Genomic DNA, 20,972 nt, shown 5'->3' with positions numbered 1-20,972 from the left:
TCGCATTATGGATATTCTTCGAGCGTTTGATCTTGGTGCCGGCGCCTGCTGCCTCAATCCGCCTGTACCGCAACCCGGAAGTCGGATGGGGCGCGCTCGCAGGCTACGAACGCACCCACATTCGGTCCGTCAGTAATCCCAGAACGCCGCGACCCAGCGGAAGCGATCGCCATTGAGCGCCACGTGGCCCACCGACGGGAACGGCATGTGCGTCGCAACCAGCCATTCGCCGCTCGCAGCCGCTTCCCGCAGCAATCGGACACGTACCCGCACCGACTCCTCGGGATCGTGTTCGAAGCCGTTGTGCCATTCCGGGTGATCGAAGGCGACCGGGAAGACGAGATCGCCGGCGAAGGTCAGTCGATCCTTGCCCGAGCTGACGCTGATGACGCTGTGGCCTGGCGTATGGCCGCCAGTGCGGCGCGCGACCACGCCCGGAGCGATTTCCTGCTCGTCGGCGAATGTTCGCAGCTTATTGTGATACTGGTCGAGAAATTGCTTGGCGGTCGACCGCAGCACCTCGGGCACAGGGTCCGGCATATCGGTACGCGAGAAATCGGGCGCGGCCCAGAACTCGACTTCGGCCGCGGAAACGTGGATTCGTAAATCCGGACGCAGCCGGCTCTTCACATCTTCGCTGAGCAGGCCGCCGACATGGTCCATATGCATGTGGGTCAGGACGACATCGGTTACCGAGCCCAGGTCGATTCCCGCGGCCTCGATCCGCCGCAGCGACTGGCCGGCGCGCGGAAAGCCATCGAACTGCCCGCCCAGACCGGCATCGATGAGAATGGTCTGATCGCCGCTGCGCACCACCAGCACGTTGAGCGCCCAGTCGAACGCGTCCGGGCCCAGGAACATGGTCTTGAACCACGCTTCGCGCTCGGCGGGATCGACATTGGTCGACATGGTTTCGGTGGGCAGCGGCAGCACGCCGTCGCTGATTACAAGCACCTCGATGTCGCCGATGCGCAGAGCATAGCGGGACGGGACCAGTTCGTCGGACGCGGGTCCGGCCGGGTTCAAGATATTGTCGGGCTTCATGTTTCTAACCTCCTGATCGTGATCTCAAGCGCGCCTTTGCGTGGCATCGAAAAGGTTAGGTGGCGCCACGGTTACGGTCGATCGGGTCGAGGCAGTGACCGAACCATCCAAGGGTATAGGTCACGCTACCCCATAACGCCGTGGGCCCCTAACCCGGACACCGCCGACGGATAGGTCGCGGCTTCAAACAGATCGGCGGTCACCCTCGTCCGATTGGGATCGCCGGTGCATCGCGCAACCGCCCGGCCAGGTTGTGCAGCACCTTGGCAGCCTGCTGGCCACGCGGATCGGCCTGCTCGATCTGGTCGGCGGCCGCGGCTAGTTCTTCCATCCGCTCGAGATAATAGCGCCGCGCGCTCGCTCCCGGTGGCAGCGCAGCGGTATCGCGCAATGCAGTGAACGAGACCCCGGCATGGCAGTGCGGATTGGAAGTCCCGGCCGGCAGGCGCGCGGCGCGCTCGGCGAGCGGCGCGAGTGCCCGCATCAAGCCCACCGCCGTCCCGACATAGAGCAATTTGTCATCGTCGCTCGACGGCAGTGCGTAGACCTCGGCGAGCAGACGCAGCATCAGCGCATAAGCCGCGTTTGCCAGGTCGATCGTCGCCATTGCATCCATATCTTCGATCCAGACGCGCCCCTCGGGCTGTGGCGGGCGCCTCAGAACGGGATTTACGGCAGCGGGGTACGCGGGCGAGAAGTCCGGATTTTTGGCTTTGAGCGCATCGAATTCCTCGCGGATCGCGATGAACCGCTGGAAATGCGAATTGTCACGATCGGCCGGCGCGCCTTCGCCTTCGATGATGATAGTCTCGATCGCCGCCAGGGCGCTTTCGAGATGCATGACCGGACGGGCGCCAACCAGGTGAATCTCGGCCTGGCTGAGTTGCAGGGCGGGATCGCCGCAAAACACCGCCGCCTCGCCAATCTGGTCGACGAACTGGCGCAGGTTGCCGCTGATCTCCTCGTAGAATTCGCCGACGGTGCGATAATCGTAACCGGTCGGCGTAAGCCGCAGCCCCGGGATCGCCCGCGTCAGGTCGACCGGGCTTTCGAAACCCGCGCCGTCTCGTTCATCCGATCCTTCCGGCCGTTCCAGGTAGATGAAATGCTGGATTACCGCTTCGTTGAACGGCGCCAGCCGGACGACTAGCCCGGCCGGAAGATAACCGGGGTCGAGCGGAAAGTTCGCGCGACCAAGATGCGGCGCCCCGCCCAGCGCCGCGGTAATATTCCAGACTGCCACCAGGTGACTCATCTCGTCGATCGCCACGCCCAGGATCGCGCGGCGCCATCGGGCCACCGCCTCGGCCTCTTCCGCCGTCAATCCCTCGCCCTCGCCGTCGCGCAGGCTGAAGGCGGCGTAGAGATAGGTGCACATCAGGCAGTGCTCGATCTCCGCCGCCTCGTAGAGTGCGTGCATGATCTTTTCCCGGCTGACTGGCGGCACGAGGGTATCCTGGGGCATTTCTTTTCCTCGTTAGGGACCGGATCGTCCGTGATTTGGCGAACCTATTTCGCGCCGGCGGCTTCCTCGATCATCGCGGCGACTTCGCTGGAATGCGAAATCATCAGCGCGTGCGACGCGCCGGTGATCGCCACCGTGTCGCGGGCGCCCGCGCGCTCGGCCATGAACTTCATCACCGCGGCCGGGATGTTCCGGTCGGCGGTGCCGTAGATCATGTAGGACGGCAGTGTCTTCCAGCTGGCGGTGCGCGATGGCGCGCCTAGCGCCGAGAGTGTGATCGGCCGCTGGCTGGCCGCCATCAGGGCAGCTTTCGCGGCCGGCACGTCGGCGGCGAACTGGTCACGGAACTTGTCGGCTCGGATGTAGAGATCCTCGTCGCCGTCAGGCAACGCGACCGTGATCAGGTTGGCGCCGAGCGTGCTCCCCGGAAATTTCGCCGACAGCGCTTGGCTGCTCTCGCCGACATCCGGCGCGAAGGCCGATACATAGACCAACGCGATCACATTGGCGTTGCCAGCCGCTGCTTCGGTGATCACGGGGCCGCCATAGGAATGGCCCACCAGAACGACCGGCCCGCCGATCGACTTCACGATCCGCGCGACCGCGGCCGCGTCGTTCGTCACGCCGCGCAACGGATTGGCCGCGGCAATGACGCGATAACCGTCCTTGTTGAGCCTCGCGACGACCGGATCCCAGCTTGAGGATTCGGCGAACGCACCGTGGACCAAAACAATAGTCGGCTTTGCTGGCGCGGGCTTGTCGCCGGCAGCGGCGGTACCGACCTGCGATATGGCGGCAAGCAGGAGCGCGCCGATAAGGGGGATACGCATTTATACCTCCGGATAAGGGGTCGTGAAATTGGGGGCATCGGCCCGCCGGGTTGTCGTCCAATCGGGCTGCAGGCTCTCTCGCAGCCAGTCGTCGAACCCATGCGGGGCGATCCTGGCGGCTGACCCCGGCAGCAACGAGCGCTCGCCGAGTTCGGCGCCGAAATATGGAGCATGGACGTCGGCGATGACGCGACGACCGTCTTCGTAGGCGGTGGCGATTTCCGCCGCGACTTCGTTCAGGCGCAGTCGCTCGGCGCCGGCGATCTCCGGGATAGTGTTATGCGGTCCGGCGGCGACGATCTCCGCCAGCATCCCGGCCACGTCCTGGGCGGAAACCGGCTGCACCAGAGCGGGAGCGATCGCGATCTCCCGGTCGGAGCCTTCCTGCACCACGTCGCGGATGAATTCAAAGAATTGGGTCGAGCGCAGGATCGTGAACCCGGCGGCCGATCCCCTGATCAGCGCTTCCTGCTCCTGCTTCGCGCGAAAATAGCCGCTCGTCAGGCGGTCGACGCCGACGATCGACAGCGCGACGTGATGCCGTACGCCTGCGGCTCGGCCGGCAGCGAGCAGATTGCGGGCCGACGCTTCGAAAAATCTTTGCGCGTCTGCACCGTCGAGCGACGGCGAGTTCGAGACGTCGACGACGACCTCCGCTCCGTTCAGCGCGCCGGTCAGCCCAACCCCCGACACGGTATCGACGCCCAGGCTGCGGGACACCTCGACGACTTCATGGCCTCGTTGCCGCAGCGTTGCGGTCAGCTTCCGGCCGATCCGACCCCGGGCGCCGACAACGACCATCTTCGTCATGCCAACGCCTCGAAGGATGAGGTGTCGATGCGAAGGCGCGGATCTGGCAAGCCCTCCTCGGCCAATGCGCGTTGTACCGTCGGCCGTTCGGCGACGCGTTCGAAATAGGCATGCATCTCGGGCGAGACGCGCACGCCGAACGCGTTCGCCCAGCGCAGCATGGCGAACAAAAACGCATCAGCGACGGTGAAACGCGGGCCGAATAGATACAGCTCGTTTATCCGCGCCGAGACGATGTCCAGGAGCTTTGCGACGGTTTCCTTTGCCGCAGCCTTGCCCGGCTCTTCGAGCGGGGCCCACATGGGCCGAAACGCTACGTGCAATTCGCTCGACAACCATGAGAGGATTTCGAGCAGTTGGGAGCGCCCCAGTTGTCCCCCCGGACCCAGCGCAGGCTCACGATCGACAATGAAGTCGAGGACGGCGACGTTCTCGGAAATGGTGCTCCCATCGTCGAGCGCAAGCAGCGGGACAAAGCCCATCGGATTGATGGACAGATAGTCATAGCCGCGCTCGGTGATCTTCGTCTTCGGGTCGACCCGTTCGAACTCCGCAGCGAGCCCGGCTTCGTGCAGCGAAATGCGGCTCGCGAGGCTGCAGGCGCCAGGTGAAAAATAGAGCTTCATCGACCCGCCTCCATCGCCTGCAGGCGCAGGGTGACAGTGGTCCCTATGCCGGGTTCGCTCTCGATTGCGATTGTCCCGCCGGCATCGCGGACGAAACGTTCGACCATCGGCAGGCCGATCCCGCCCAGCCCGTCGGTCTTGGTCGTGAAAAAGGGATCGAAAACGCGCGCGAGCGTCTCGCGCGACATGCCGGCGCCGTCATCGAGAACGCGGAGCTCGACCTCGCCATGGGCCAGTGCGCGTGCCTCTATCCCCACGATTCCGTTGCCGCCCATCGCATCGCGGGCATTGAGCGCGAGATTCAACAGGGCGCGGCGCAGCCCGACCGGATCGCAGCGCAGAGTCGGCAGGTCGGGCGCGACGTCAAGGTCGAGGATCAGACCGGTCTCATCCATCGCCCCGATCAGGGTCGCGATATCGGCGAGGCATGCCGCGGCATCGCATTGCAAGCCAGCAAGTGCCCGGTCGCGCAGGTGGCGGACATTCTGGCGGACGATCGTTCCCGCATGATCTAGGCAGGCTCGCGCACGCTGGAGCATCGGTCCGGTATGGCTCGCCGGCATGTCCGGCGACCGTTCGACGATGTTAATCGCGGCCGATGCGATCTGGATCAGATTTCCGAGATCGTGGACGATACCGGCCGTGGCGAGCGAAGCGGGTTCGTCGCTCGAGCGGTCGTATCCGGGATCGAAAGGCGCTGGCGTAGGAAGCGGTTTCACGGTCGGTCCTTCCAGAAAATGCGGCTGCGGTGCCCTAGGGGCCGCGGCCCCGCAGCCTCGACGGTCAAGCTGTTGCCGCCGCCGATTTCACCGTCGGGAAAATCGCCCAGAGAGCGAGCAGCGCGCTGATGAGGGCGGGGAGCGTCACCGCGGCGAAATCGCGGACCAGCGCCGAGGGACCGCAAATGCCGACCGCGACTTCCCAGAAGTGGAACAGCGCGTGGCCACACAGCCAGAGCGACGCCGCCGACCATAACGGGACTCGCCAGCCGGGACGCGCCGTGCCGATCAGGAAGGCAGCGCCAACAAACAGGAAGACCAGCCCGATATCGCGCAGGAAATGCTGGTTGAACGGGCCGGTCGTGGTGACGCCGGGCACGGCGAAATACCAGTCTAGCGGCGAAACGAGCATGAAGGTCCCGTTTGCCAGCGCCCCGATGCCGAGCGTGATGGCTCCACCCAAACACAATTGCCGAAACATTATTGGTCTCCTCGTGGAGTAGCAGCCGGACAGCCCTGCCCGGCGACGGGAAAGCGGCTATCGCGCCGGCGGGGTTGAGGCGTTCGCGAGCCACCAGTCGAGGCTGGTTGTCCCCAGTCGGGCGCCGGCATCGGGCGCCAGCGACCGATCGCTTACCGCGATTCCGAAATAGGGCGCCGCCGGATCGGCGATCACCGCTCGCGGATCGCCATCGAGCGCGAGAACGCGCCGGACCGGCTCGTCGAGCGTGAAGATCTCGGGACCGGCCACCTCGATCGTCCCCTGCAGCGGCGCGGCGAGCGCCACGTCGACGATCGCACGCGCGACGTCCTGCGCCGCCATCGGCTGGAACTGAACCGGCGGCAACCGCACCGCCCCGTCGATTACAGAGAATTGCGCAATGGCGCGGAGGAACTCGAAGAACTGGGTTGCGTGTACCAGGGTATAGGGAATCGGCGCGCTCTTGATATGCCGTTCCTGCAGCAGCTTGGCACGGAAATAGCCGCTATCCTGCAAGCGGTCGGTGCCGACCACCGACAGGGCGATATGGTGCCGGACGCCTGCCGCCACTTCGGCGGCGGTAATGTTTTTGCCCGCGGTCCAGAAGAAATCGGTCGCGGCTTTCTCCTCGAACGAAGGCGAGTTGGAAACGTCCACCACGATATCGGTGCCGACCATGACGTCGGCGAGACCTTCGCCGGTGATCGTGTCGACGCCGGTGCTCGGGGCCGCGGCGATGGCGTCATGATTCTGCTGCTTGAGCAAATCGACGACTTTCGAGCCGATCAGCCCGGTTCCGCCAATGACGACGATCTTCATGGTCTTCCCTTCTCGTTATGGTCAGCAACGAAACGAGAATCGCCGAAACGTGGCCATCCGGCCATCGTGCGGACGGATGCGTGGGGCACGCTTTTGGTCTGGAGACCCTCTCCTTTCGGGCAGGTCCGGCGCGCTCGGCGATAGCCTGAGCGAGGTCAGCCGTCTGCTTGCGCTGGTTTCCCGCCCTGGGGAACCCCGCAGCCTCTTCCCCGGAACAGGCAGGGATATCGGATGGTATGATCCTTGGCTCCGGCGCGCCGTCCTAACGACACACTGCCCGAGGGTGATCTACGACGGGTCGCCGGGCATTCATCAAAGGAGGCCCGCGTGCCCATAATCACCACCAAGGACGGCCATGAGATTTACTACAAGGACTGGGGCACCGGCCCGGTCGTGACCTTTTCGCACGGTTGGCCGCTGAATTCCGACGCCTGGGGTATCCAGATGCACTTTCTCGTGGAGAAAGGTTTCCGCGTCGTCGCGCACGACCGTCGCGGGCATGGCAAGTCGGCGCAGACGGCGACGCGCAACGACATGGACGGCTATGCCGACGATCTCGCCGAGCTAATCGAGAGGCTCGACCTGCGCGACATTACGATGGTCGGGCATTCGACGGGCGGCGGCGAGGTCGCGCGCTACATCGGGCGCCACGGTACCCACCGGGTCGCGAAGGCCGTGCTCCTCGGCGCAGTCCCGCCCGTGATGGTCAAGAGCGATGCGAATCCCGAAGGACTGCCGATCGACATATTCGACGGGCTGCGCCGCGACATCCTCGCCAACCGCTCGCAATTCTACAAGGACTTCGCGATCCCGTTTTACAGCGCGAACCGGCCGGGCGCGCAGGTGTCACAAAGCCTGCTCGATGAATTCTGGCTGCTCTGCATGCAGGCCGGTCTCAAGAATGCCCATGATTGTATCAAGGCCTTTTCGGAAACCGACTTCACCGAGGACCTCAAGAAGTTCGACGTGCCGACGCTCATCGTCCATGGCGAAGACGATCAGATCGTGCCGATCCACGATTCCGCGCACAAGGCGGTCAAGCTGATTCAGGGCGCACAAACGATCTATTATCCTGGGCTCCCGCACGGCCTGACCGCCACCCACCCCGACCGGTTCAATGCCGACCTGCTTGCTTTTCTAAAGAGCTGAAACCGTGTCGCCCGGCACCCACGCCAGGTGCCGGGCATCACTTCTTCCCGGCGGCCGGCAGCGCGAAGCGGAAGATCGCGCCTCCTTTCGGATGGTTCCCGGCAACGATGGTGCCGCCATGCGCGGTGATGATCGACTGGCAGATCGCCAAACCGATGCCGATCCCTTCTTCCTTGGTGCTGAAGAAGCTGCCGAAAACGCGGCCGAGATTCTCGTTCGCGATGCCAGGTCCGCCGTCATGAATGGTGAGTTGGACGGTTCCGTCGAGTGCCGCCAGCGTGCCGATGTCGATCAGGCCCTCTTGCCCGCTCTGGGCCTGAACGCCGTTCAGAAGCAGATTGACGATCACCTGCTGCAATTGAACGCGGTCCGCCAACACCAATGGCAGCCGGCGGCCGGACTTGACCGAAAGCTTGATCGACCGCGATTCAAGTTCGTGGCGAACGAATTGCAGCGCTTCCTCGACGACTTCATTGAGGTCTAGCTCGACCCGCTCCGGCGGGCGACGCGCCGCCATGCTGCGGATACGCTGGACGATGTCGCTGGCGTGCCGCGCGCTATCGACGATCCGTGTCGTGAGTTGGTGTACCTTGGGGAGATTGGGCTCGGCGCGCGACAACCAGCGCAGGCTGGTCTCGGCATTGGTCACGATCGCGGAGAGCGGTTGATTGACTTCATGAGCTATCGACGTGGCAAGTTCGCCGAGCATCGAGATCCGCGTCGCGCGGCTATAGTCCGCCTGCAACTGGCGCAATTGCGCCTCGGTCCGGAGCCGATCGGTGATGTCGATAAGGCTGATAAGGGTTACGTCCACCCGTTCCGGCGGCGTGGGATAGGTTACCGCCATCTCGACATCGCGAGTGCGCCCATCGAGCGTGTATATCTTGGTGATCTCGGCGTGAGTCCGCTGCCCGGCGAAATGCGCGGCGATCACTCGTCTTGCCGTGTCGACCGAGGCGGCGAACAGGAAATTGACCGGGCCGATCAGATCTTCAACGCGATTGACGCCGAACAATTTCAACGCGGCGCCATTGGCATCGGTGACCTGAACGCTGGCTCGCGAATGCTCGACAAGATCCGGACGGGCGTCGAGATAGGCAGCGATATCCGTAACGCCGTCTTGCCGGAGCTTGTCGAATATCGCGATCATTGGCCGGGAATCGACCTGTAGCAGCGCGCCGGGAAGATGATGGATCAGGGTGCGATACCGATCCTCACTGGCGCGAACGGACCAGAAGGAACGGTCATCGGCCACGGTGCCGCCAACCGCGATGTAGACGATGTCGGGGTGCGCCTTGTTCGTGGAGACCTCGGCCCAGCCGTCGCGGAAAGTAATCGACGTGAAGGGGCGAGAGCGGGGTGCCCCCGGAGGATGGTTCGCGACAGCCACCAGGATGAATTCAGCGCCGGTTTGCCAGCTCTCCGGCGGACAATAAGCGGTGAACGGTTGCCCGATCATTCGCGCCCGCCCGCCGGCGCGACCGAGGAAATGGACATTGTTCTCGTCGACATCGGCGATGGTGACGCCCGCCAGCAGCGCCTCGACCCAATGCGCCGGGCCATCGCCGCGAACGATCGCGGCAATGGTGGAACGCGCGGCCGATATGTCGAGCGCCCACCAGGCAGTCATTTCGGCGGCCAGTGTCGCGCAGTTCCGGGGCGGCACCAATCGTTCCAGCCCCTTGTCGTTCGCTTGATCGGCCTCTGTCAGCGGAACCTGAACGGCGCTCATCTCCCGGCCTTCCGACACTCCAGCGCGGCCCGCAATTCAACCAGTAATTCAGCGTCGGCGATCGGTTTGGTAAACCAGGCAATCGCGCCGTCCGACAGCGCTCGCTCACGGGTACCTTCATGAACCGAGGACGTGATGAAGATCACGGGGATGGCCGAACCCAAGCCGCGCAGTCGCCGCTGGAGTTCAAGGCCGTCCATTTCAGGCATCCTGACGTCGGTGACGACGCAACCGAACTCGAGACAATGCGCATCCGCCAGGAAGGCGGCTCCGTTCGCGAACATCCGCGCAACCAGCCCTTCCACCTGCAGCAGATCGAAGAGCGCCTCGCGTACCGCGCGGTCGTCGTCCACGATTGCGATCACCGGCGGCTGGAACAAGCGAACGGGCCTTACTGACACGGCCGGATTGGCCGCCCCCGCATGTCGCCGAGTGAAGACCGGATTGTAACCATACCATGGTCTAGGTCGCTTGTTCGCGGAGAGCCGCCGGCAGCGTATTCCAGACGCGAATGAGTTCCCCGATCGTCGAAACTTCCATCTTCTTCATGACGCTGCTGCGGTGCAATTTGACCGTCACCTCCGTGATGCCGAGGTCGAACGCGACCTGCTTGTTGAGCCGGCCCTGCGCAACGAGATGGAAGACCTGCCGCTCGCGCGGCGTGAGCGTGGCGTGACGGTCGGCATATTCCTTCACCAGCCGCGCATCGGCTCGCTGCGCCACATCGCGTTCGATCCCCGTGGCAACGGCATCGAGTAGCGACTGATCGCGGAACGGCTTGGTCAGGAAGTCGACCGCGCCGGCTTTCATGGCCTGCACGGTCATCGGAATATCGCCATGTCCGGTCAGGAAGATGATCGGTTTGGGGTTGCCGGTCGCGGCGAAATGTTGCTGCAGATCCAGCCCGCTCGACCCGGGCATACGGACGTCGAGGACGAGGCAGCCAGGACGCTCGGGCAAATCGGCCTCGAGCAGCTCGCGCGTTGAGCCGAAGCCGGCGGCCTCGATACCGACGGACAGCATCAATTCCTCGAGCGAGGTGCGGACAGCTTCATCGTCGTCGACGATCACGACAAGCGGTCGTTCCTCTTCGATGTTCGCATTGTTCACGAACAAACCTCCTCGCCGGGCGACGACGTTGACGACTTTCCAAGGCGCCCGCCCAGTCGGGCGGTGATCCAGCCCTCGACGTCGGATGAAAAATGGGGCGGCGCCTTGTTGGCGACCATTTGCCCGATATCGGCCAGCGATTGACTCGCCAGCGCATCGCGCATCGCCTTTTCGGCGCGCAGCATGACGAGATGTATCGAGCAAACTCCCCCGGTCGCCCAATCTGGCGGCGGATCTCCGAAAATAGCGCAGCGGCCTCGAATCTCCTGGCAATCGAACAGCGGCTTGCGGCCTTCGATCGCGTCGACGATCTGCAGGACGCTGATGTCCTCGGGCGCACGGGCAAGAAGATATCCGCCGCGCACGCCGCCGGTCGCGTGGACGATCCCCGCCTTTTCGAGCTTAGGGAAGATCTTCGCCAGGAAGCTGTGGGAGATCCCTTGAAGGTCGGCAAGGTCACGACTGCTGAGCGGTTTGCCGTCGGATTCGGCCAGCCACAAAAGGCAGTGAAGGCCGTATTCAACACTGACCGTTATATGCGCCATAACACGGACAATATCAGTCCGCGTTATGGCGCGCAATTCGAAACGCCAGCAGGCCGGGCTGTGAAGCGCCACTAGCCATCGACGGACAACACGGCCGCAGTGATCGAGGTCGGCACGGGCCGGGGTTTCTCGAACCGCGCGATCAACGGCAGGATGATCAGGAAATGCGCGAAATAGTAGGCGGCCGCGACCTGCGAGAGGATCAGGTAGAGCGGCTCGGCCGGCGCGCCGCCGCAATAGCCGAGCACCAGCACGCACGGTACCAGACCGAACCAGAAGAACTTGCGGAAGAGCGGACGATAGTGCCCCGATCGCACCGGAGAAGGATCGAGCCATGGCAGGAAGAAGAGCAGGACGATCGAGGCGAACATCGCCAGCACGCCCCACAATTTGGCCGGCAGGATAAAGTCGACGGTGAACGACCGCAGGATGGCGTAGAAGGGCCAGAAATACCATTCGGGCACGATATGCGCCGGCGTCTGGAGCGGGTTGGCGGGCGTATAATTGTCGGGATGCCCGAGCGCGTCGGGCCAGAAGAAGATCAACGCCGCGAACAACGTCATCGCGACGGCCAGGCTGAACCCGTCCTTCGCGGTGTAATAGGGATGGAAGGGTACCGTATCCTGCGGCCCCTTGACGTCGACGCCGGTGGGATTGTTCGATCCCGGAATATGGATCGTCCAGACGTGCAGGATCGCCACGCCGGCTATCACGAACGGCAGCAAATAGTGGAGCGCGAAGAAGCGATTCAGGGTCGGGTTGTCAGGTGTGTAACCGCCCAGCAACCAGGTCTGGATCGGCTTGCCGATCACCGGGATCGCACCGAACAGCCCGGTGATGACCTGCGCGCCCCAGAAACTCATCTGCCCCCAAGGTAGAACGTAGCCCATGAAGGCGGTGGCCATCAGCAGCAGCAGGATGACCAGTCCGATCAGCCACACCAACTCGCGCGGCGCTTTGTACGAGCCGAAATAAACGCCGCGGAACATGTGAACATAGACCGATATGAAGAACAGCGAGGCGCCGTTCATGTGCGCGTAGCGAATGATCCACCCGCTATTGACGTCGCGCATGACATGAATGACGTGATCGAAGGCGACATCGGTGTTCGCCGCATAATGCATCGCGAGAACGACTCCGGTGACGATCTGGATGAGCAGAGCCGCGCCGTTCAAAACCCCGAAATTCCAGAAATAGTTGAGGTTGCGCGGCACCGGATACCCGACGCCGGTCGCATTGTAGACGAAACGCGGCAGCGGCAGCTTGTCGTCGATCCAGCGCATCAGCGGATGGTTCGGCTGATACTGCCTGGCCCAGGGAAAGCTCATCGGCGCCAACAATCATCGCGGGGGCGCATCGATCAGGCCGCCATCTTGCGGGGCGGCAGGAAGGAACCTGCCGCAGCACCAGGCCACGGAGTCACTGTCTCGCCGCGGACCATCCAGTTGCTGGACTGATTCCGCAGGCGGAGCTCGTACATCACCGGCGGCGCCTCTGGGCTCATCCGCCGATAGAGCAATGCAACCGCGTCCTCCCCCTGCTGCTCGACAAACAGAATGCGGTATTCGGTGGAGAGCGGCGGCTCGCCGGCGTCGCGGCGTGCCCGGAACTCGGCGAACGCCTCGGCGCGCGTAAACCGCGTGACCTCACCCTCGCCGGTCAGGATCAGAAACGTCTGGTCGGCCGTATACAGACGCTCCATCCCGTCGAGGTCGTAGGCACTGCCGATATTGACGACGTCGGCGATGAAACTTTCGATCGCGGGATCGACGATGGGCGTGGTCATAGGGAAGTCACTCCGTAACGAACGATTGAACAGGCGACCGGCACATCACAGCAACGCCATGCCGCCATCGACGCGAAGGTTGACGCCGGTGATGAAGCTGCTGGCATCCGAGGCGAGGAACAAAGCGGCTTCCGCCACTTCTTCGGGCTGACCGAACCGGCCGAGCGGGATTGCCGCGGCCATGCCAGCCTCGAACGCCTCGAGCTGATCAGGCGATACGCCGAGCTTGTTGACGATGTCGGTATCGGTCGGCCCGGGGCTCAGCACATTGACGCGAATGCCTCGCGCCTTGAGTTCGATCGCCCAGGTTCGCGCGAAGGCGCCGATCGCCGCCTTCGAGCCGGCATAGACGGCATGGCCATCCAGCACCTTCTCGCTGGCCAGCGACCCGGTCAGGATGATCGCCCCGCCCTGGCGCATGATCGGCAGCATCTTCTGCACGCCGAAAAACGTGCCGCGCGCGTTCACCGCGAACTGCGCGTCATATTCCGCTTCCGCGACCTCCGCGGAGTGGCGAATGGTGATGATCCCGGCATTGGCCATGTAGATGTCGAGCGCGCCGAAATGCACGGCGATCTCTTCCGCGACCCGGTCGTGATGTGCTGGATCCGCGACGTCACCGACCAGGCCCAATGATCCCCATCCGATTTCAGCGGTGGCTTTTTCCACCAGGTCGCCACGACGGCCGGTGATCGCGACCTGGGCGCCTTCGGCGGCGAAGCGCTTTGCCGTGACGAACCCGATACCGCTGCTTCCGCCGGTGATCAGTGCCGTCTTGCCGGTAAGTAGTGACATGCAGCGAGGCCTTTCGGGTTGTGCCCCGGAAAGATAACGGCCGCCGCCGCTTCCAAAACCTATGCGCTGGTCGAGCCTTTCCCTGATAAAGGGTCAGTTGCTCATCTTCCAAAGCACCACGCGCCCCGATTGAAATGCGTCATCCAGAAGGGGCGGAACCCACGCCCATCACCTGTCCCAAGGGTGAGCCCTGCACCTTCCAAGGTCTTGATTGGACATCCCCCTGTCCAGATGCGCCCGCCGCGCGACCGTGCCACAAGCTGGACCGAAGCTCCGGTCGAAATAGCGGAGCAGCTTGTGAGCCGCGTTGGTCAGGCGTAACCGAGTGATGAACGCAGGAGCCTTTCCGGTTTCGCCCTGCGGCCACCAAGATGGCAATCGAGCGTCCAACCTGTCCGGCCATCCAATGCCCAGGAGGAATTAATGGCGTCCCCGATCCGTATCCTGCTCCAGACGACGATCCCGGGAACCGAGGACGACTGGAACATAAGCCGCTTCTCGATGGTGAGCGATTATCTCGCCGGATTGACCGATGAAGACGGGGCACCGCTCTGTGAGGTGACGGCCAGGGATCGCACCACGCCCGGCAGCCCTGATCCGATCCTTTCGACGATCGATCATTCGGATTTCGACGAGCTATGGCTGTTCGCCGTCGATGGCGGAGACGGGCTCGATCCCGGAGATTGCGCTGCGATCGGCCGGTTCCGCGAGAGCGGGCGCGGCCTGCTGGTGACGCGCGACCATATGGACTTGGGCAGTTCGGTCTGCACGCTGGATGGCGTCGGTGCGGCGCATTTTTTCCATAGCGCGCATCTCGATCCCGATCCCACCCGGCGCGTGATCGATGACCGTGAGACCGGCTACATCCTCTGGCCCAATTACCATTCTGGCGCGAATGGCGACTTCCAACAGGTCAGCGTGGTCGATCCGCCGCATCCGGTGCTCCGGGATCCGGAGGCACCGAACGGGCTGATCCGCTATTTCCCCTCACATCCGCATGAAGGAGCGGTCGATGCTCCCGCCGGAGACCCGACCGCGCGCGTGATCGCCACCGGCGTGAGCAAGGTGAGCGGCAGATCGTTCAACCTCGCGGTGGCCTTTGAGCCGAGGCGGAACGGCGGGCCCGCGATTGCCCAGTCCACCTTCCACCATTTCGCCGATTACAATTGGGACCCGAACAAGGGTTGCCCAAGCTTCGTCAGCGAGCTGCCGGGCGACGGGCTTGCCCACTCGCCGGAGGCGCAGGCTTCGATCCGGACCTATGTGCGCAACGTGGCGCTATGGCTGGCCGGGCGGCCGACCGGAGACGGGCTGCGCCTGCAGGAAAAACTCGACGAGGCGCTCGAAGAAAGCTTTCCGGCCAGCGATCCCGCGGCAATCGGCTGACGGGTCTGGCATGCTCAAAAACCACGCTTCGTCGGCGATTGTGCCGTGCGCCGATCTCGCTCGGGCCAAGGCCTTCTATGGCAACATACTCGGCCTGCCGTTGATCGACGATCACGGCAACGGGTTCGTCTTCGGAACCGGCGAGACAAAGCTAAATATCTATCGTAGCGATTTTGCCGGCTCCAATCGTGCAAATGCCGTGGTGTGGGCAGTCGGCGATGAGGTCGAGGCGATCGCCGTCACCTTGTGCGCCAAGGGAGTGACGCTCGACGAATATCCCGACGGTTTCGACAAGGTGGTGGAGGGCGTCCATGTCAGGGGCGCGCTCAGGGTGATCTGGTTCAGGGATCCGGACGGCAACATCCTGCACGTTACCAGCGGTCACGCCAACTAGGGTCTGGCGGAATAGGTCCGGCACGATGTTCAACGTGACGCTCGTCGGCGGTGCGATGGCAATCAACTCGTGGTGAAATGCTGAAATCCACGATTGCGACTTTTTGGGTCGGAAGCGGACGACGCTAATCTCGAGGCCCTATTCGAGGCACGCTTAGGGTGTTGAAGAGAAAAACCGGCTGCCTGGAAGACACTTGCCCCTCGAAAGCGACGGAGGGCATGTCCTTCGAACTGGGCGGTCAGAGCTTCCGTTTCTTTCCCTCGAACCCGTCCTTCACCTCCTCAATCCAAGCGGTGATCTCCCGATCGCTCCAACGGGAGGCGAAGGGCGAGAGCTTGTAAGGTGCGGGGAATTTCCCTTCAGAAATCAGTTTGTAGATCATCGACTTGCCAAGGCCGACGCGGCGTTTCACCTCATCCAGCTTGATGAACCGATCCGACGCTGTGCCAGTGTCATTCATCGTATCGCCCGATGGACTGGGTTCTCGGCGGAATAGAACATTGGATTGCGCATCCAGTCGATGACATCGGCTTCCCGCCACCCGACGCAGCGCGCAGCAATCTGTACCTGTGCTGGAAAGGTACCCTGGTCGACCTTGCGATAAAGTGTCGAGCGGCTGAGCCCGGTGCGATCGAGGACGGCGTTGAGCCTGAGGATGCGGTCGGGGTTGTCGGTCATGGTACGATCCTGTGTGCGTTGCTTTGGCGCCCCGCGAACAGGATTGAGATTATGGTAGCACACGCAAGAGGAGTGGGGCCGAGTTGCACCACATAGCGCCCCACAGCGCCCAAAAAGATGCTCTGGCGTAAGCGCGACTTTTGAGGCGAGAATCCCAGGGCGTCTCACGCCTTCGGCATGACCGCGCTCTACGTCGCTTGCGCGTCGCCGAGTCGCCGTTCCGGCGTCTCGGTCCATGCGGATGACGATCACATGACGTGTGCCGGAGCGGAGCTCCGGCCAGCGGACATCGCGCGGGCGCGATGGCGTCGTGCCTCCGGCACGCGAACTGGCGGGGTGGGCGTCGCTGCTCTGTAGTCCCGCCGCGGCGTGCCGCAACTCCGGCTGCGCCGGAGTCCTCCTCTTCGTTCCGGTCCTTCGGATGCGGCCCGCCTTGATCGGCGGGACTGCCGGTCCGCTCCTGCCGCCCACCCCGCCATTCCGGCGCCGGTTGCGGTGGTTTGGGAGTAAGGAAGATGGACAACGGAACTGAGACCAACCGGCAGAGCCTTTATGCCGAGGTGACATCGCGGGTAATCGCGGAGTTGGAAGCAGGAAGGCTGCCCTGGGTACAGCCTTGGGACAGCGCGGCGTGTGGCTGCACCATGCCGCATAATGCCGGAACCGGGCGGCGCTATTCGGGGATCAACGTGCTGATCCTATGGGCGGCGGTGATCCAGGGCGGATATTCGTCGCAGCGCTGGCTGACCTACCGGCAGGCGCAAGCCCTGGGCGGCAATGTCCGGCGTGGCGAGCGGGGGACTGTCGTCTGTTATGCCGATCGCTTCACGCCGAAGGGCGAGGAGGCGCGGGCGGCAGACGAGGATCGCGACGCGCGGCAGATTGCGTTTCTCAAGCGGTTTACGGTCTTCAATGTCGACCAGTGCGAGGGACTATCCAAAGCTTTGACCAGCGCGCCCGACCTCCCGGCGGACGCCGATATGATCCCGAGCGTGCAGGCGTTGATCCGGACAAGCGGAGCGGACTTTCGGATCGGGGGAGGGGAGGCCTATTATTCACCCGGTGCTGACTTTGTCGCGGTGCCGCCGGCGGCCGCGTTCGCCGAGCGGATCAACTGGTATCGCACGGCCTTGCATGAGCTTGGCCATTGGACCGGCCATTCTAGCCGTCTTGATCGCAATCAGAAGGGCGCGTTCGGCAGCGTGGACTATGCGCGCGAGGAACTGGTCGCGGAAATGGCCAGTGCCTTCGCGTGTGCGTCGCTGTCGATCCAGCCGGCTGTGCGCCATGCCGATTATATCGGCAACTGGCTGGCGGTGTTGCGCGGGGATGAGAAGGCGATCTTCCGGGCGGCGAGCGCTGCCGGCAAGGCCGCGGATTATCTCCTCGCCTTTGCACCGGAGGCGGTGTGATGCGCCAGGAACTGAGCGAAGCCGAGAACCTCGCGCGGCTGGAACGTGCGGTGCGGCGGCTGCCAAGGCTCCAGCGCGAAGTCTTCCTCGCGATCCGGCTGGAGGACCTGGACTATCCGGAGATTGCCGAGCGGACCGGGCTTACCGTCGAGGAGGTGGAACGACACTTTGCCGACAGCCTGGTCCGCATTGCCAATGCACTCGACTGCCCGACGCGAGAGCCGATCTGGGAGCGGCTGTTCAAATGGCTGACGGAGCGGAAGTGACGATGGGATACGGGCAGTCTCACTGCGTTGCCGGCGAGGCTGTCCGTAGCGCGATCGTGCCGTTAGGATGACCTGCAATGCGAACCGACCTCGATCATCTGCCCGACCGGAAGCGGCGCGACCTCGAACGTATCGTGCAGATTCTGTTCGCCGAATTCGAAGAGGCGACGGCGCTTGCCACCCAGAAATGGAAGAAAGAGGGCCGCATCCTCAAGGTCATCCTCTACGGCTCCTATGCGCGAGGCGATTGGGTCGAAGACCCGGTCGGCGGCTATTATTCCGACTATGACATCCTCGTCGTGGTCAACGATAAGCGCCTGACCGATCCGGTCGAATATTGGGCCAAGGCCGACGACCATTTCTTGCGTGAGGTTACGATCTCCAAGCGCATCAGCGCGCCGGTCACGTTCATCGTGCATAGCCTCACCGAAGTGAACGAGCATCTGAGTCATGGACGACCGTTTTTCATCGACGCCATCGAGCAAGGTATCGCGCTCTATGAAGCGGAAGGATTCCCGCTTGCAACGCCTCGACCGTTGCCAGTTCGGTCAGCCCGAGCCGAGGCGCAGAAGTATTTCGACCGTTGGTTCAACATCGCTCAGCGTTCACTCTCCACGTTCCACCTTCAGCGGGCAGAGGGAGACGACGAGTACTGGCGGAACAAGGCTGTGTTTGAGCTGCATCAAGCGACGGAGCAGCTATACCACTGTGTCCTGCTGACCCTGACCCTCTACAGCCCGAAGTCGCACAAGCTGAACTTCCTGCGCAGCCAGGCCGAGCCGCTGGTGCTCGACCTGATCCAGGTCTGGCCGCGCGACACCAAGTTTGGTCGGCGCTGTTTCGAACTGCTGCAGCAGGCCTATGTGAATGCCCGCTACTCGCCGCATTACAAGATCACGCCGGAAGAGCTGGAATGGCTCGCCGAGCGGATCGAGCTTTTGCAAAAGCTCGTGAAAGAGGCGTGCGAAAAGCGGCTCGCGTCGCACGGCTAGGCCGCGCGACGCTCGCTGATGTTCAGGCCGTCTTCGACTTGCGCGGCGCGCGCTTGGCGGGTGCGGACGCGGCAACAGGTGTGCTGGCGCGTGCGGCCCGGCCCTTTGCTCCGAGACCGATCTTGTGCGCCATCGCGCGACGTTGCTCAGAATAGGTCGGTGCGACCATCGGATAGTCGGCCTTGAGGTTGTAGCGGGCGCGATATTCGTCGGGCGTCAGGCCGTGCGTCGACAGATGACGCCGCAAAGTCTTGTACGGCTTGCCGTCGATCATCGAGATGATGTGATCCTTTGACGCGAGCGACTTCCTGACGGAGACGGCTGGAATATATTCAGCAGTGGTTTCTTCAGCCGCAGGCTCGCCGGATGCCGTCGGGGTCGCGAGTTCGTTCACCGCCTGATGCATCTTGGCAAGGAACGCGGGCACTTCGTCGGCCGTGGCACGCGTGTTCGGATTGGATAGCCAGGCGATCGTCAATTCGGTCGCCAGTTCCACCGGATTGAGGGCAGTGTCTTCGCTCATAAATTCTCCCAAGGAACGGCGCTCTTGATTGCACCGTTCGAATTACCGCCAAAATGGATGTTTCGCCAGCGTAGCGGAAATCGCGACTAGCCCGTAGACTTATAAAGCGGCCAGTCTGCTCCCGACCCAAAAGCGGACGACCGTAACGCCTTTTTTTGGATACCCGGCAAGAGCTTTTCCAACCAAAGCCGATCAGGAACACCAGCGATGCGTGGTCAATTCGAATACCCCCATATAGCCGAAGATGATCCACGATCTTATATTGGGAGCAGTCACATTCTTGCCGACTGGACGCCCTCGGGAGTGCAATCCGGTTTTCAATTCATGCAGATTTCGGGATCGGTCAAAACGGCTGCCGCATGCGGCCTCCTACATTTAATGGGTGGGCTATCGGAGCAATTCTACAGCGCCGGTTGGCTGAATAATTTGGAATATGCGCTTTGGGACCGTCGCGAACGCGGTCCATCCGCCCAAGGGCAATTTTGCGAAATGTCGGATAGACAGTGTATTCTTCTTCGGTCGCTGTCTGAAGAATGCCAGGGATGGTGGGTGCAATCGCGAGAGCATCAGGACGCTCTCCAACTATTGTCGCTTAGAGCGTGGCGTTCGCATATTGAGGACAATTGGATTCATCGAGGGGGCTTCGAGGGCGCTCGGTAATTTCGAACAAAATCGCCCAATCGCCAATTTCCGTTCTCCACCCAATATCGGAAGTTCGCACGGTGAGGCGACAACGATCATTTATGGGGTCACGATCTAGGCCAATGGGGTCGCTTGTCCAGCTTCAAACCCGCGCTTCCCGCGCCGACGCCAAACCAAAATGCTGTTTTCGCGCTGGTCGCTGCGCAATATCGCCGCGCTTTCCAACAGCAAGCCAAAGATCACGGCGCGATCGTCATCGGTAAGTTCGATGAGCCCTGACTTGGCGACGAGGCCGCCAAGCTCGATCAAGTGTCGCGTTCGCTCGCGGCGCTTCATGACCCAGGCGCGCGTGTCAGTTCTGGCGCGGCTGGCCAGCAGTCGATTGCGTGCCGCCGTCGTTTTGCGCGGCGCCGCCATTGTCGCCGCGATTGCTGTTACCAGTGCCTCCCCGCTCGCGCTGAAAGAACGCGGCGCCACGTTTGCGCCAGCTCTCCTTCACGTTTGGATCTTTGCTTTCCTTGCCGGCCAGCAACAGTCCGGTCAGCTGTTCGATCGAGAGTTCATCGGCGCCGGTCGCGATCACCAGTTCGCCCAGCTGATGGACCTTGCGTTCTCTCAACTGCCTGGCCTTGTCGTTGAGCGCCTTCAACTCGGCGTCGAAATCGCGGGGTTTGCGCATCGGGTGATCCTCATTTGCAACGTGAGGACAGACCAGATATCGAGCATGTCGATCAGCGACAATGCTCTGAAATCTCGTGGGATTCTGTA

The 20,972-nt window shown here is 62.9% G+C and carries 26 protein-coding genes; 6 read left to right on the top strand and 20 right to left on the bottom strand.

What is annotated here, in order from left to right; translation table 11 throughout:
- Nucleotides 1–129 precede the first annotated feature (129 nt).
- The 8 genes from SPR01S_RS06550 to SPR01S_RS06515 form a co-directional block, all read right to left on the bottom strand.
- Nucleotides 130–1,044: an MBL fold metallo-hydrolase gene (locus tag SPR01S_RS06550; RefSeq protein ID WP_066586786.1), complete on the bottom strand. Its 915-nt coding sequence runs from the start codon at nucleotides 1,042–1,044 to the stop codon at nucleotides 130–132.
- A gap of 199 nt (nucleotides 1,045–1,243) precedes the next feature.
- Nucleotides 1,244–2,509: a ferritin-like domain-containing protein gene (locus SPR01S_RS06545; protein ID WP_066586776.1), complete on the bottom strand. Its 1,266-nt coding sequence runs from the start codon at nucleotides 2,507–2,509 to the stop codon at nucleotides 1,244–1,246.
- Nucleotides 2,510–2,553: 44 nt separating this feature from the next.
- Entirely contained in the window at nucleotides 2,554–3,339 is a 786-nt protein-coding gene (locus tag SPR01S_RS06540) for an alpha/beta fold hydrolase (RefSeq protein WP_066586773.1), read from the bottom strand.
- Entirely contained in the window at nucleotides 3,340–4,149 is an 810-nt protein-coding gene (locus SPR01S_RS06535; protein WP_084250998.1) for an SDR family oxidoreductase, read from the bottom strand.
- Nucleotides 4,146–4,775, bottom strand: a complete 630-nt coding sequence (locus SPR01S_RS06530; RefSeq protein WP_066586770.1) for a glutathione binding-like protein — start codon at nucleotides 4,773–4,775, stop codon at nucleotides 4,146–4,148. Before SPR01S_RS06530 ends, SPR01S_RS06535 begins: the two co-directional genes overlap by 4 nt.
- On the bottom strand, nucleotides 4,772–5,494 hold the full coding sequence (locus tag SPR01S_RS06525) for a sensor histidine kinase (RefSeq protein ID WP_066586767.1): 723 nt from the start codon (nucleotides 5,492–5,494) through the stop codon (nucleotides 4,772–4,774). Before SPR01S_RS06525 ends, SPR01S_RS06530 begins: the two co-directional genes overlap by 4 nt.
- 64 nt (nucleotides 5,495–5,558) lie before the next feature.
- Nucleotides 5,559–5,975, bottom strand: coding sequence for a hypothetical protein (locus SPR01S_RS06520; protein WP_066586759.1), 417 nt, complete (start codon nucleotides 5,973–5,975; stop codon nucleotides 5,559–5,561).
- Between the two features lie 57 nt (nucleotides 5,976–6,032).
- A complete protein-coding gene (locus tag SPR01S_RS06515) occupies nucleotides 6,033–6,794 on the bottom strand; it encodes an SDR family oxidoreductase (RefSeq protein WP_066586755.1) in 762 nt (253 codons plus the stop codon).
- 327 nt (nucleotides 6,795–7,121) lie between these two features.
- Between SPR01S_RS06515 and SPR01S_RS06510 the strand changes: the two genes are divergently transcribed.
- Nucleotides 7,122–7,943 (top strand): alpha/beta fold hydrolase, encoded by an 822-nt coding sequence (locus tag SPR01S_RS06510; RefSeq protein ID WP_066586753.1) that lies wholly within the window; start codon nucleotides 7,122–7,124, stop codon nucleotides 7,941–7,943.
- 37 nt (nucleotides 7,944–7,980) lie between these two features.
- Here the strand turns inward: SPR01S_RS06510 and SPR01S_RS06505 are convergent, their stop codons facing one another.
- The 7 genes from SPR01S_RS06505 to SPR01S_RS06475 all read right to left on the bottom strand — a co-directional run bounded on the left by SPR01S_RS06505 (nucleotide 7,981) and on the right by SPR01S_RS06475 (nucleotide 13,911).
- On the bottom strand, nucleotides 7,981–9,675 hold the full coding sequence (locus SPR01S_RS06505; RefSeq protein ID WP_157081999.1) for a PAS domain-containing sensor histidine kinase: 1,695 nt from the start codon (nucleotides 9,673–9,675) through the stop codon (nucleotides 7,981–7,983).
- Nucleotides 9,672–10,055 carry a response regulator transcription factor gene (locus SPR01S_RS06500; protein ID WP_245661896.1) on the bottom strand — a complete coding sequence of 128 codons (384 nt, stop codon included), beginning with the start codon at nucleotides 10,053–10,055 and terminating at the stop codon, nucleotides 9,672–9,674. The genes SPR01S_RS06505 and SPR01S_RS06500 overlap by 4 nt, the downstream gene beginning before the upstream one ends.
- 82 nt (nucleotides 10,056–10,137) lie before the next feature.
- Nucleotides 10,138–10,785 (bottom strand): response regulator transcription factor, encoded by a 648-nt coding sequence (locus tag SPR01S_RS06495; RefSeq protein ID WP_066586749.1) that lies wholly within the window; start codon nucleotides 10,783–10,785, stop codon nucleotides 10,138–10,140.
- Nucleotides 10,782–11,366, bottom strand: coding sequence for an RrF2 family transcriptional regulator (locus SPR01S_RS06490; protein WP_245661895.1), 585 nt, complete (start codon nucleotides 11,364–11,366; stop codon nucleotides 10,782–10,784). Before SPR01S_RS06490 ends, SPR01S_RS06495 begins: the two co-directional genes overlap by 4 nt.
- 35 nt (nucleotides 11,367–11,401) lie before the next feature.
- Nucleotides 11,402–12,658: a cytochrome b gene (locus tag SPR01S_RS06485; protein ID WP_066586738.1), complete on the bottom strand. Its 1,257-nt coding sequence runs from the start codon at nucleotides 12,656–12,658 to the stop codon at nucleotides 11,402–11,404.
- 32 nt (nucleotides 12,659–12,690) lie between these two features.
- Nucleotides 12,691–13,116 carry a hypothetical protein gene (locus SPR01S_RS06480; protein WP_066586735.1) on the bottom strand — a complete coding sequence of 142 codons (426 nt, stop codon included), beginning with the start codon at nucleotides 13,114–13,116 and terminating at the stop codon, nucleotides 12,691–12,693.
- Between the two features lie 45 nt (nucleotides 13,117–13,161).
- A complete protein-coding gene (locus SPR01S_RS06475) occupies nucleotides 13,162–13,911 on the bottom strand; it encodes a glucose 1-dehydrogenase (protein ID WP_066586728.1) in 750 nt (249 codons plus the stop codon).
- A gap of 423 nt (nucleotides 13,912–14,334) precedes the next feature.
- Here SPR01S_RS06475 and SPR01S_RS06470 point away from each other — a divergent pair, with 423 nt between their 5' ends.
- Both SPR01S_RS06470 and SPR01S_RS06465 read left to right on the top strand, forming a co-directional pair.
- Entirely contained in the window at nucleotides 14,335–15,297 is a 963-nt protein-coding gene (locus tag SPR01S_RS06470; protein ID WP_218016719.1) for a hypothetical protein, read from the top strand.
- Between the two features lie 10 nt (nucleotides 15,298–15,307).
- Nucleotides 15,308–15,691 (top strand): VOC family protein, encoded by a 384-nt coding sequence (locus tag SPR01S_RS06465; RefSeq protein ID WP_066586726.1) that lies wholly within the window; start codon nucleotides 15,308–15,310, stop codon nucleotides 15,689–15,691.
- 238 nt (nucleotides 15,692–15,929) lie between these two features.
- Here SPR01S_RS06465 and SPR01S_RS06460 read toward each other — a convergent pair whose 3' ends face one another.
- Nucleotides 15,930–16,151, bottom strand: coding sequence for a helix-turn-helix transcriptional regulator (locus SPR01S_RS06460; RefSeq protein ID WP_066586723.1), 222 nt, complete (start codon nucleotides 16,149–16,151; stop codon nucleotides 15,930–15,932).
- Nucleotides 16,148–16,369, bottom strand: coding sequence for a helix-turn-helix transcriptional regulator (locus SPR01S_RS06455; protein WP_066586719.1), 222 nt, complete (start codon nucleotides 16,367–16,369; stop codon nucleotides 16,148–16,150). The genes SPR01S_RS06460 and SPR01S_RS06455 overlap by 4 nt, the downstream gene beginning before the upstream one ends.
- Nucleotides 16,370–16,884: 515 nt before the next feature.
- Here SPR01S_RS06455 and SPR01S_RS06450 point away from each other — a divergent pair.
- The 3 genes from SPR01S_RS06450 to SPR01S_RS06440 all read left to right on the top strand — a co-directional run bounded on the left by SPR01S_RS06450 (nucleotide 16,885) and on the right by SPR01S_RS06440 (nucleotide 19,039).
- The gene (locus tag SPR01S_RS06450) at nucleotides 16,885–17,781 is read left to right on the top strand and encodes an ArdC family protein (RefSeq protein WP_066586716.1); all 897 of its coding nucleotides are present in this window, start codon (nucleotides 16,885–16,887) and stop codon (nucleotides 17,779–17,781) included.
- Nucleotides 17,781–18,047 carry an RNA polymerase sigma factor gene (locus SPR01S_RS06445; RefSeq protein ID WP_066586713.1) on the top strand — a complete coding sequence of 89 codons (267 nt, stop codon included), beginning with the start codon at nucleotides 17,781–17,783 and terminating at the stop codon, nucleotides 18,045–18,047. Before SPR01S_RS06450 ends, SPR01S_RS06445 begins: the two co-directional genes overlap by 1 nt.
- A gap of 77 nt (nucleotides 18,048–18,124) precedes the next feature.
- Nucleotides 18,125–19,039: a HEPN domain-containing protein gene (locus SPR01S_RS06440; protein WP_066586711.1), complete on the top strand. Its 915-nt coding sequence runs from the start codon at nucleotides 18,125–18,127 to the stop codon at nucleotides 19,037–19,039.
- A 22-nt stretch (nucleotides 19,040–19,061) separates the two neighbouring features.
- Here SPR01S_RS06440 and SPR01S_RS06435 read toward each other — a convergent pair whose 3' ends face one another.
- The 3 genes from SPR01S_RS06435 to SPR01S_RS06425 form a co-directional block, all read right to left on the bottom strand.
- The gene (locus SPR01S_RS06435; protein ID WP_066586709.1) at nucleotides 19,062–19,562 is read right to left on the bottom strand and encodes a Ros/MucR family transcriptional regulator; all 501 of its coding nucleotides are present in this window, start codon (nucleotides 19,560–19,562) and stop codon (nucleotides 19,062–19,064) included.
- A gap of 756 nt (nucleotides 19,563–20,318) precedes the next feature.
- The gene (locus tag SPR01S_RS06430) at nucleotides 20,319–20,540 is read right to left on the bottom strand and encodes a conjugal transfer protein TraD (protein WP_066586701.1); all 222 of its coding nucleotides are present in this window, start codon (nucleotides 20,538–20,540) and stop codon (nucleotides 20,319–20,321) included.
- Nucleotides 20,541–20,556: 16 nt separating this feature from the next.
- Nucleotides 20,557–20,883, bottom strand: a complete 327-nt coding sequence (locus SPR01S_RS06425) for a conjugal transfer protein TraD (protein WP_066586698.1) — start codon at nucleotides 20,881–20,883, stop codon at nucleotides 20,557–20,559.
- Nucleotides 20,884–20,972 lie beyond the last annotated feature (89 nt).

The sequence above is a fragment of the Sphingomonas pruni NBRC 15498 genome, from assembly GCF_001598455.1.
In the GTDB taxonomy this organism is placed as follows: domain Bacteria; phylum Pseudomonadota; class Alphaproteobacteria; order Sphingomonadales; family Sphingomonadaceae; genus Sphingomonas; species Sphingomonas pruni.
This window is presented reverse-complemented; position numbering and strand designations above follow the sequence as displayed.